Source organism: Rheinheimera sp. A13L, from assembly GCF_000217935.1.
In the GTDB taxonomy this organism is placed as follows: domain Bacteria; phylum Pseudomonadota; class Gammaproteobacteria; order Enterobacterales; family Alteromonadaceae; genus Pararheinheimera.
On record NZ_AFHI01000041.1, the window covers coordinates 1 to 4010 of the forward strand.

The following is a 4010-nucleotide window of genomic DNA, read 5'->3' on the forward strand; positions in this document are numbered from 1 at the left end:
GTCTTGCCCCGACGAAGTTAGCAAAACCAACGGGGTCAGGTCTTGAATGTTGCACAAGAACCAATCTTGTCAAACTGAATTGAAGTAAGCTGGTTTTGATTATTCACTAAAAATGTATTGGGCATGCTCAATATGTTTAATGCTCCTTAAAAATTTGAATATTTTGTGCAGGTAGCGGCTATTTCAATGGCCGCGACAGCCTTTGATCAAGACCGTGGTTTTATAGACAGCATCACAGTGTCTAAGGGTAGCTCTTCAATTTATAACGTGAGCTACGACTACGATAATAAAGGCACCACAGAACTCAGAACCAGCCATTATTATGACCAGAATCATGTACTGAGCCAGACCATCAGCGAAGACTTTAAGTATTCAACAGAAGGTCATTCACGACTGACTGACAGGGTGATGACGGTGAACAATGCTGCACTGGGTAACCATGTCAGCACTATCACTGAAAGTATGGGGTACGACGGTTTTGGCAATATCACCCGCAAAACGGGCACTGTAGACAATACCTACACCTATGATCAAACCAACCCTTATCAGCTGAACACTGTGACAGGTAACAGAAACTACAGCATGGTCTACGACGCACACGGCAATATCACTCATGATGGCCAGCGTACGTTTAAGTATTCCTCCAGCGATATGCCCCTGAAAATTGAACAGAACGGCACTATCACTGAATTTGCTTATGGCCCTGATAATCAAAGGTTTTACCGTAAAGACAGCCGCACTGAAAACGGTGTGGCTACGACCACAGAAACCTTTTACGCCGGCAAAGTATACGAGCAAAACCATAAAAAGACCGGTAGCCAAAGTACAGCCAGCATAGAGCACCGCTGGTATATAGGCCCTGTGGTGATCACCAACTTTGAAAGTGGCCCGGGTGAGCAATACGAAGTGCTGCATGGGGACGCTTTAGGTTCTACTGTGGCTGTGACAGATCACAACGGCAACTTAAAAGCGCATTACCTGTACGACGCCTGGGGCAAACAAAGCCAGATTATGACAGGTTTTGTGGGAGCAAACCCCATAGCGCCAGCGGCCAGCCGCCGTGCTTATACAGGCCATGAGAATGTAGAAGGCCTGGATATTATTCATATGAACGGCCGGATTTATGATGCGACTTTAGCCAGGTTTATGCAGGCCGATCCTTTTGTGCAGGCACCGACTAATACGCAGAGTTATAACCGCTATAGCTATGTGCTGAATAATCCGCTGAGTTATACCGATCCTAGTGGGTATTTCTTTAAGTCGGTATTTAAAAAGCTGAACAAGATGCTGGGTGACTTTGCTCCGATATTTTCTATCGCACTTACAATTTGGGCTCCTTGGGGGACAGGTTTATGGGCTAGTATCGGCACTGGCTTTGTTGCTGGAGGTATAGCCTCAGGTAGTCTTAAAGGAGCTCTTGTCGGCGCTTTAAGCGCAGGTATGTTCCATGGTGTGGGAACCCATTTTGAAGGTGTAGCGAATGCAACCGGAGGCAGTCTTTCTGCAGCAGCAGCGGCTGGAAAAGTGATTGCTCATGGCATGGCCGGAGGGATCAGCAGCGTACTCAGTGGTGGCAAATTTGGACACGGATTCATGAGTGCCGGCTTTACTCAAGCTTTTGCAGGAGCTATTGATGGGATCGGCGGTAAAATTAATGGCAAAGCCAGTTATGACTGGTCCAATACTGCAAACAGGATTAAGCGTATGGTTTCAGCTGCTGCAGTTGGTGGTACAGCATCTGTAATTAGTGGCGGAAAATTTGCCAACGGTGCAGTGACTGGTGCTTTCTCTCGTGGGTTTAATGATGAAGCACATATTCAGCAGGAGAAGGAATCGTATTGGGATAGTTTTACCGAAGATATGTGGCTTCCAGGTGATCCGTTACCTCAGGGGGTAGTTGATTTCGCCGCTGGGTGGGGTGATACATTGTCTTTTGGTGCAACGAGCTTAGTACGTGATTTTATGGGAACAAATAGTTCTGTTGATTTTAATTCTGGATTCTACAATGCTGGTGAAATGGCTGGTATTGTCAATTCAACGGTTCTAGGCGGTGCGATAGGATGGCAAACAGCAGGTGTTGCGGGTAAGGGGCTTGAGTTTTCACATTGGATACCTAATCGAATGGGTGGTGCTAGAAGCCTTTGGAATGGCAACTTCGTAAAAAAAGAATTCCATGCTTTATCAGACCCATACCGACATAGATTCATGCCAAGATCTTGGAAAGCATTTAATCCACTTCCTTCGCCAATTGTTCAGCAATGGAACAGAATTCCCTATGTTTGGAAAGGTTCTGCAGCAGGGCTGTCTTATGGCACTACATCAGCGGGGACAAACTAATGCTTAGGAATTTTTTTAACCTTTTTAGACGTGGGGATAATTCTTTTACCGAGCTAGAAATCAAAATCCTGAAGGCTGTAGAAGCTAAGCTTTCAGAAAATGTAGCTAGAATATTTTTAAATAGAATTGACTCAGTTAATTTGATTCAAAGAACAAATGACTTGCAAGAAGTTAATTGTTATGAAATGTATAAAGGGAAAGCACTTCTTAGAACAGAACATCAGATGTCGAACGTCTCTGGAGAATTCAAGATGGCATCTTTTTGTATATTGAATGCTAGTGAAGTTATTATCAGTGGCGATATTTGGTCTGTTGATGGAGTGTTTTTTTCAATAGAGTTCTCTGAACCTCCTTTGAATATAATCTGGAACGATAGTTATCAAATACTTGTAGATATTTTCTATAAAAAATAATTTTGCCTGATATAGTTGACCGAACCTACTGGTTAAGTCACATATCTTGTTGCCTATATAGTGAACAACAGTTTTTTGCTGCTAAGAACAACTGGGGTCAGGTCTTGAATCGTAAGAACAACTGGGGTCAGGTCTTGAATCGTGCATTTAAGAACAACTGGGGTCAGGTCTTGAATCGTGCATTGAATTTTGAATTGTCGTCAGGTTCAGGCCTTTGTCGTTGCATCGCAACCAAGGCTAATTAAAGCAGCCTTGCTGCTGTTAGAAAGTTTGACTATGTTCTGGTGAATATTTTCTGTTTTGGGGTTAAGGATGAGCCGCCCATTACGATTGGAGTTTGCCGGAGCTTTGTATCATGTGACCTCAAGAGGGAATGAGCGTAAGGCCATTTATCTGGAGGAGGCAGATTTCCAGCGTTTTCTGGAAACAGTAGCGCAGGTGTGTGAGCGATACAACTGGGTTATTCATGCCTATTGTCTGATGACCAACCATTATCATCTTTTGGTTGAAACGCCTGATGCAAATTTAAGTTTGGGCTGCGCCAGCTGAATGGAGCAGCCCACAGGGTCAGGTCTTGAATGTTGCATCGTGCATAGAGTTAGATGCGGTATGGTTGGGGCACAGAGCAAGACCTGACCCTGAGCACTGTGTTTGAAGTATCAGTAACAATACAACCCTTTAGCTTCAGCTATAAATTTGATTTTAATAAATTCGAGAGGCTAAAAAATGGTGGATAAAATTAGGTTGCCAGTGTCAGCGATCATCTTTTTATGGATGCAACCAATTTCAGTTTTTATTTTTATTTTTGTCTCGTCAGTGATTCCAGCTTACGCATCAGAGATGAATTATTTTTTTTCCATGTTCCCGATCTTTTTTATGATCGTAAATGCATTTTTCTGTCTATTGGCTTCATTTTGGCTTTGTAAAATTTACGTCGCCGCCTTAGCTGCTAGTAAATCAAATATTTTATGGAATTACTTTAAAGCACTGATTTTTAACGTTTTTGGGGGGTATTATTTTAAAGGAAAGATTCATCATCATGCATCAATGAATAATATGAAAGTTGAAGTTTATGTAAGGTTTGGAGTGGTCGAAGTCTTCTATGTTCTTTTTGTGATAATTTCTGTGATTGTTTCTCTAATGATGTCTAAAGGTGTAGGTGCAAACCAATAAGGCACAAATGGGGTCAGGTCTTGAATGTTGCGCTCAGTAAGTTGGATTGTTTCTGGATAGATCCGTGAATTGTTTATTATGCAAGAA

The 4010-nt window shown here is 42.7% G+C and carries 3 protein-coding genes and 1 pseudogene; all 4 read left to right on the top strand.

The features are described 5' to 3' along the window. Window positions 1-186: 186 nt before the first annotated feature. The 4 genes and pseudogenes from RHEIN_RS16240 to RHEIN_RS16255 all read left to right on the top strand — a co-directional run bounded on the left by RHEIN_RS16240 (window position 187) and on the right by RHEIN_RS16255 (window position 3923). Window positions 187-2337, top strand: a complete 2151-nt coding sequence (locus RHEIN_RS16240; protein ID WP_008900068.1) for an RHS repeat domain-containing protein — start codon at window positions 187-189, stop codon at window positions 2335-2337. Further along, window positions 2337-2750: a hypothetical protein gene (locus RHEIN_RS16245; RefSeq protein WP_008900069.1), complete on the top strand. Its 414-nt coding sequence runs from the start codon at window positions 2337-2339 to the stop codon at window positions 2748-2750. The genes RHEIN_RS16240 and RHEIN_RS16245 overlap by 1 nt, the downstream gene beginning before the upstream one ends. A 312-nt stretch (window positions 2751-3062) precedes the next feature. After that, window positions 3063-3304 (top strand): annotated as a pseudogene (locus RHEIN_RS16250) (transposase); the annotation flags it as partial. Between the two features lie 172 nt (window positions 3305-3476). Further along, on the top strand, window positions 3477-3923 hold the full coding sequence (locus tag RHEIN_RS16255; RefSeq protein WP_008900071.1) for a hypothetical protein: 447 nt from the start codon (window positions 3477-3479) through the stop codon (window positions 3921-3923). Window positions 3924-4010 lie beyond the last annotated feature (87 nt).

Bases quoted from the DNA above. Each gene is read 5' to 3' on its own strand.
- RHEIN_RS16240 (WP_008900068.1), top strand. From the start codon at position 187: ATGGCCGCGACAGCCTTTGATCAAGACCGTGGTTTTATAGACAGCATC.
- RHEIN_RS16245 (WP_008900069.1), top strand. From the start codon at position 2,337: ATGCTTAGGAATTTTTTTAACCTTTTTAGACGTGGGGATAATTCTTTT.
- RHEIN_RS16255 (WP_008900071.1), top strand. From the start codon at position 3,477: ATGGTGGATAAAATTAGGTTGCCAGTGTCAGCGATCATCTTTTTATGG.